Source organism: Clostridium tarantellae (assembly GCF_009295725.1).
Lineage (GTDB): Bacteria > Bacillota > Clostridia > Clostridiales > Clostridiaceae > Sarcina > Sarcina tarantellae.
In genome coordinates, this window is the sequence record NZ_WHJC01000175.1 from 1 (window position 1) to 7175 (window position 7175).

5 protein-coding genes and 1 other annotated feature are annotated in these 7175 nt (G+C 26.5%); of the genes, 3 read left to right on the forward strand and 2 right to left on the reverse strand.

The window, feature by feature from the left end; genetic code table 11:
• A partial coding sequence (locus tag GBZ86_RS10750) for a transglutaminase-like domain-containing protein (RefSeq protein WP_170272216.1) occupies window positions 1-648 on the forward strand: 648 nt, incomplete at its 5' end.
• Between the two features lie 60 nt (window positions 649-708).
• On the opposite strand, the gene GBZ86_RS10755 is transcribed toward GBZ86_RS10750, so the two are convergent.
• Window positions 709-1062, reverse strand: coding sequence for a tetratricopeptide repeat protein (locus GBZ86_RS10755; RefSeq protein WP_152890538.1), 354 nt, complete (start codon window positions 1060-1062; stop codon window positions 709-711).
• Between the two features lie 217 nt (window positions 1063-1279).
• Window positions 1280-1492: a binding site (T-box leader), on the forward strand.
• A 70-nt stretch (window positions 1493-1562) separates the two neighbouring features.
• Between GBZ86_RS10755 and GBZ86_RS10760 the strand changes: the two genes are divergently transcribed.
• Together GBZ86_RS10760 and GBZ86_RS10765 are read left to right on the forward strand one after the other, a co-directional pair.
• On the forward strand, window positions 1563-4205 hold the full coding sequence (locus tag GBZ86_RS10760; RefSeq protein ID WP_327444962.1) for a valine--tRNA ligase: 2643 nt from the start codon (window positions 1563-1565) through the stop codon (window positions 4203-4205).
• A gap of 188 nt (window positions 4206-4393) precedes the next feature.
• A complete protein-coding gene (locus GBZ86_RS10765) occupies window positions 4394-5692 on the forward strand; it encodes a bifunctional folylpolyglutamate synthase/dihydrofolate synthase (RefSeq protein WP_152890542.1) in 1299 nt (432 codons plus the stop codon).
• 43 nt (window positions 5693-5735) lie between these two features.
• Here GBZ86_RS10765 and GBZ86_RS10770 read toward each other — a convergent pair whose 3' ends face one another.
• Window positions 5736-7148 (reverse strand): LCP family protein, encoded by a 1413-nt coding sequence (locus tag GBZ86_RS10770; protein WP_152890544.1) that lies wholly within the window; start codon window positions 7146-7148, stop codon window positions 5736-5738.
• Window positions 7149-7175: the final 27 nt, after the last annotated feature.

Below are 7175 nucleotides of genomic sequence, written 5' to 3' on the forward strand. Positions count from 1 at the left end.
GATATATTAGGAAGCAAATTGAGTGAATATATTGTAAATTCAAAAAGTTATGATTTAATAGCAAAGGCTGATTTACCTAGTATTGTTTTAAATGAAGAAAAACTATATCCTGCTAAGGATAAAAGTATACCAACAATATCTAATCACAAAAATAAATTAGCGGTAATAAACTTATATAATGGTGTTACTTTAGAAGAAGGAATAAAATCTAATAGTAGTATAAATGAATTTGCACAAAACTTAGTTAAGGGAAGTAGCACTGATAAGGAAAAAGCAAAAAAAATATATATTTGGATTGGTGAAAATATAAAATATGATGATGAAAAAGCAAAATTAATAGAGAAAGAGAATAAAAATTTAAAATCTGGTGCAATAACTGCTTTTGAAAATAAAGAAGGGGTTTGTTTTGATTATTCCTGCTTATACGTAGCAATGTGTAGGGCAGTAGGATTAAAGGTTAAATTGGTTACTGGTACAGCTTTTAATGGTAAACAGTGGGGACCTCATGCATGGAATGAAGTTTATTTAAGTGAAAAAAATGAATGGATTAATGTAGATACTACTTTCTATAATGAAAAAAATTCTTTTGGTGGTAAAAATTTCAACGAAACTCATAAAGCAGAAAATATTATTGGAGAATGGAAATAGATATATATTTTAAAATAAAAAGTATGATTCTAAATATTTAAAAAGAATCATACTTTTTTATTAATTATTTTTAATTTTTGAAGTTATAAGTTTTAAAGCTTTTTCACAATCATTATCATTATTATCAAGAGCCCATGATAGATTAAAATATATTAGAGCTTTTTTTTGATTATTAGTCATAGAGTAACAGTATGCTAAATTAAAAAAATATTTTGAATCATTATTAAGTTCTAAGGCTTTAGTAATCATATTTATAGCTTTATCATATTCTTTTAATTTTATATAACATACTCCTGCATTATAATAAGAATGATATTCGCATTCATTATTTTCAATAGCTTTTTCATAATAATTTAATGCTTCTTCATAATTTTTTACATTATATAATTCGTTTCCTTTCGAAAAATTGTTCATGAAACCCCTCCAAGAATACTGTTATAGTATGATTATTGACAATTTAATAATGTATATTCAATGTTAAATGGAATAATTTTTTAATTGAAGGTTGTAATAGTAACTTGAAAAATTATGTATACTTTATAAATATTAAATAAATCTTTAGAATATAACTAATTACTTGACATTAATTCAAAGAATATTATAATAAATATTATAATATAAAATGAAATATTTTAAATCGGTGATAAAGAGGAGTAAAGATAGTAATAATATTTTAGAGAGGGAAATCCTTGGGTGTAAGATTTCCTATATTTGATATCTTGAAGGTAGCTTTTGAGATCTTTAGTGAAAGATTAGTAACTAAAGACGGCTTTTTCAGTCGTTAGTTTTTGAGAGCCCTTGTTTTGAGGGAAAAAAGGTGGTACCGCGAGCTTTCGTCCTTTTATGGATGAAGAGCTTTTTTTATTGCAAATAATAAATATTATAATAAAAAATTATAAGGAGTATAAATTATGATAGATAATAAAAACATTTCTACAACATATGATCCAAAAGAGTTTGAAGAAAGATTATATAAAGAGTGGCAAGATAAGAAGTATTTCACACCAGTAATAGACAAAAATAAAAAGCCTTATACAATAATAATGCCACCACCAAATATAACTGGTAAATTGCACTTAGGTCATGCACTTGACAATACTTTACAAGATATGCTTATAAGATTTAAGAGAATGCAAGGGTATTGTACTTTATGGTTACCAGGAGAGGACCATGCAAGTATAGCAACGGAAGTTAAAGTAGAAAATGAGCTTATAAAGCAAGGTCTTTATAAAAAAGAAATGGGAAGAGAAGCTTTCTTAGAAAAAGTATGGGAGTGGACTGATCAATATAGAGAAGAAATAAGAAAGCAACTTAAAAAGATGGGATGTTCTGCTGACTTTACAAGAGAAGCTTTCACAATGGATGAAAGATTAAGCAAAGCTGTAAGACATGTATTTGTTAAGTTATATAATGAAGGATTAATATATCAAGGAAATAGAATAACTAACTGGTGTCCAAAGTGTCAAACTGCTTTATCAGATGCTGAAATAGAGTATGAAGAAAAAGAAGGTAATTTCTGGTATATAAAATATCCAGTAGTTCATTCAGAAGAGTTCTTAGAAATAGCTACTACAAGACCGGAAACATTATTAGGAGATACTGCTGTTGCTGTTAATCCAAAGGATGAAAGATATGCTCACTTAGTAGGAAAAATGCTAAAATTACCTTTAACAGATAGAGAAATACCAGTAATAGCTGATGATTATGTTGATGTTGAATTTGGAACAGGAGCAGTTAAAATAACACCAGCTCATGATCCTAATGACTTCCAAGTTGGTCAAAGACATAATTTACCTCAAATTAGAGTTATGGATGATAGTGGGGTAATAAATCATTTAGGTGGAAAATATCAAGGATTAGATAGATATGAAGCAAGAAAGAAAATAGTTAGTGATTTAGAAGAACAAGAATTACTTGTTAAGATAAAACCACATACTCATAATGTTGGAACTCATGATAGATGTTCAACAGTTGTTGAACCAATTATATCAAAGCAATGGTATGTTAAAATGCAAAGTCTAGCAGATCCAGCTATAGAAGTTGTAAGAAATAAAGGAACTAAATTTGTTCCAGAAAGATTTGAAAAGACATACTTTAACTGGATGGAAAATATTCAAGATTGGTGTATTTCAAGACAATTATGGTGGGGACATAGAATACCAGTATTTTATTGCCAAGATTGTGGAGAAATAATAGTAAGTGAAACTGATGTAACTAAATGTACTAAATGTACTTCACATAATATAGAGCAAGATAAAGATGTTTTAGATACTTGGTTTAGTTCAGCTTTATGGCCTTTCTCAACATTAGGTTGGCCAGATAGAACTGATGATTTAGAATTTTTCTACCCAACATCTACATTAGTTACAGGGTATGATATTATATTCTTCTGGGTTGCAAGAATGATATTCTCAGGAATACACAATATGGGAGAAACTCCTTTTGATACTATATTAATTCATGGAATTATAAGAGATTCTGAAGGAAGAAAAATGAGTAAATCTTTAGGAAATGGAGTAGATCCACTTGAGGTTATAGATGAATATGGTGCAGATGCTTTAAGATTTATGTTGGTAACAGGAAATGCTCCAGGAAATGATATAAGATATATTCCTGAGAGAGTTGAAGCAGCTAGAAATTTTGCTAATAAGATATGGAATGCTTCAAGATTTGTTATGATGAATTTAGACAGAGAGATTATGGATAAGTACAAAGATTGTACAGATTATAGCTTAGCTGATAAATGGGTTCTTTCAAGAATGAATACATTAGTAAAAGAAGTTACAGAAAATATGGAAAAATATGAACTTGGAATAGCGCTTCAAAAGGTTTATGATTTCCTATGGACAGAGTTCTGTGATTATTATATAGAATTAGTTAAGCCTGTATTATATAGTGATGATGAAAAAGCTAAAGGTGTAGTATTTAATGTTCTTTATAAAGTATTAACTACAGGATTACAATTACTTCATCCAGTAATGCCATTTATTACAGAAGAAATATATACTCATTTAAGTACAGAATTTGAATCAATAACTATTTCAAACTGGCCAATATACAATGAAGAAATTCATAATGAAAAAGCTGAAAAAGATATGTCATTTATTATGGAAGCTATAAAATCTTTAAGAAATTTAAGAGCTGGAATGAATGTTCCGCCTTCAAGAAAAGCTAAGTTAATAGCTCATGCTTCAGAAGAGGCTAAAGATGCATTTATTAATGGTGCTGCATATTTAGAAAAGCTTGCTTCAGCTTCAGAAGTTGTATTTATAGAAAACAAAAATGAAGTTCCAGAAAATGTAGTTTCAGTAGTTGTAAAGGGTGGAGAATTATTCTTACCATTACTTGATCTTGTTGATAGAGAAAAAGAGTTAGAGAGATTAAATAAAGAAAAAATTAAGCTTGAATCTGAAATAGATAGAGTTGATAAAAAACTTTCAAATGAAAGATTTGTAAGTAAAGCACCAACAGCTGTTGTTGAAGAAGAAAAAGCTAAAGGTATAAAATATAGAGAAATGCTAGAGGCAGTTTTAGAGAGATTAAAAGCTTTAAAATAAAATAATTTAAAAAATAAGGACTTCTTAGATTTATTTTTCTAAGAAGTCCTTAAGTATATGAATATATATTACACTAAAAATTAAAGTTATGTTAAATAATTAATGGTTGTAATAGGTTTTTAGTTAAGAAAAAAGAATTTTTTTAAATAACAGTTTATTATAAAAATCAGTATTTAGGAGGAAATAGTATGAATTATAATGAAGCTATAGCTTATATAGAAAATACATCAAAATTTGGTATGAATTTTGGGCTGGAGAGAATTGAAAAAATACTTGAATTATTAGATAATCCCCAAAAAAAAATAAAATGTATTCATGTTGGAGGTACTAATGGAAAAGGTTCAACTACAGCTATGATTGCTTCTATATTAAAAGAAGCAGGATACAAAGTTGGAATGTATACATCTCCTTATATAGAGTTCTTTGAAGAAAGAATTCAAATTAATAATAAAAATATTTCTAAAGATGATTTGATTGATGCTTTAGAGAAAGTAAAAAATGTTATAGATAAAGTAATCAAATTAGGATATGATAATCCTACGCAATTTGAAATTATAACTGCTATAATGTTTTATTACTTTGCTAAAGAAAATGTTGATTATGCAATTATAGAAGTAGGACTAGGTGGTAGACTAGATGCAACTAATGTTATTAATCCATTATTAGTAGTTTTAACATCTATAAGTTATGATCATATGAATATTTTAGGTAATACAATAGAAGAAATTACTTTTGAAAAATGTGGCATAATAAAAAGAGGATGTATGGTGGTATCTTATCCACAGCAAGATAATGTATTTGAAATAATTAATAAAAAATGTATTGATACTAAGAGTAATCTATATTTAGTTTCAGAAAATAGTTTGAAATCTTTATCAATAAATAAAGATAGTTTTATTCAAGAAATAACTATAAATATATTAGAAGAAAAATTTAATTTAAATTTACCATTATTAGGAGAACATCAAATAAATAATTGTTTAGTTGCAGTAACGGCAATAATGACTTTAAGAAATTTAGGGTTAAATGTTGATGATAATTCAATAATAAATGGTATAAGAAAAGTTAAGTGGATTGGAAGAATGGAGGTTTTAAGTAAAGATCCATTAATAGTAATAGATGGAGCTCATAATATTGATGGAATAAAAAAGTTAAGCAATAGTTTATCAAAATATTTTAATTACAATAAATTAAATCTTATTATAGGAATGCTTGGAGATAAACAAGTAGATGAAATGGTAAATGAGATTATTAAATATAGTTCTAATATAATAGTTACAGAACCCCATAATCATAGAGCAGAAAATATAAACAGCTTATATAATAAAATTCTAAGTAAAAATAAAAAATGTTTTGCTATTGAGCAATATGAAGAAGCTTTAAAAAAGGGAATTAATTTATTAGGTAATGAAGATATGCTTTTAATAAGTGGATCTCTTTATATGATAGGTGATATGAGAAAGATAATAAAAAAATATTATAATTAAAATAAAAGAGCTATGATTTTTAACTATCATAGCTCTTTTATTTTTAATTTTTATGATTTTCTCCTGGATTATCAGGATTAGGATGTACCTGAGGAGTTTCATTTGTATTTGAACCAGATTCCGGTTTGCTATCAGGTTGAGGTGTTGGAACTTCAGGAACTATAGGTTTATCTGGTTTTACTGTATCATTTGGTTTTGATATATTATTATCTTCAGTAGGTTTTGAAGTATTGTTATTTGAATTTATATTTGGTTTATTATTATTTGGTTTTGATATATTATTTGTATTTTTTTTATTATTTGTTGATTTATTAGTTGAATTAACTTTATCTAAATTATTTTTATCAGATTTATAAGAATTTCGGCTATAATTTGGTTCATAATCTGGATGTGTTTTATCATCAGTTATATTATAATCTTTAAAGTATTTTTCAACAATATTATTAAAGTTACTAGTATCAGGAACATAACTTTTATTATTATTAAAAATAAATTCTTGTAAAGCTTTAGCAGTTTCAGCTTTGTCTATAACAAAAACCCAACCTTTTTCATTACTAACTATACCACCTTTAGAAATACTATCTAAAGGAACTCTAAATTGTTCTATTTCAAAAGTATTACTATTTGCTATTTTCATTGCTGTTAATGCATAATCTATAGCAGTGCCAATTCCCATATTAGTTTTTACATAGGGAAATAATTCATTTAATAAAGACACAAATTTAACAGTGGAAATATTTTGCATTTTATTAGCTATTATTTGAAGAAGTTCTCTTTGTCTTTCAGTTCTTTCAAATTCACCATTTCCTACTTTACGAATTCTTGCATAGGATAATGCTTGGTAACCATTAAGATTATATACTCCTGGATTTGGCAATAAATCTTTTTGTGAACCACCACCATCTAGTATATATTTATTAAGTTCTTTTAATTCATAATCTTTAATATCTACTTCTACGCCGTCTATTGAATCAATAACATGTCTAAAAGCATTAAAGTCAACTATAATATAATTATCTATTTTTATCCCAAAGTTATTTTGGATAGTTTCTATAGTTTTACTAGGTCCACCATAAGCAAAAGCATGATTTAATTTTTCTTCACCATGTCCATTAATTTCTACTAACATATCTCTCATAAGAGAAGTAACTTTTAACTTTTTATTTATATTATCTATTGTTAAAATCATTATAGAATCAGATCTAGATTCAGTTTCACCAGGTCTTGCATCACTACTTAACAATAAAACATTTGTAATTCCCTTAGCTTCTGTAAAATTAATATTTTTATCTACCATATTTACTTTTCCTATTTTCCCTGAATTATCATAAGACTCTTTATAGTATTTGTAAACCCAAAAACCAATAGATGATAATAGGATTAAAAGTGCTATTAATATGGCACCAATAATATATTTTTTATTTTTAAAAGTATTAGCTTTTTTTTGTTTTACCATAATGTCTCCTTTAAATTTATATAATAG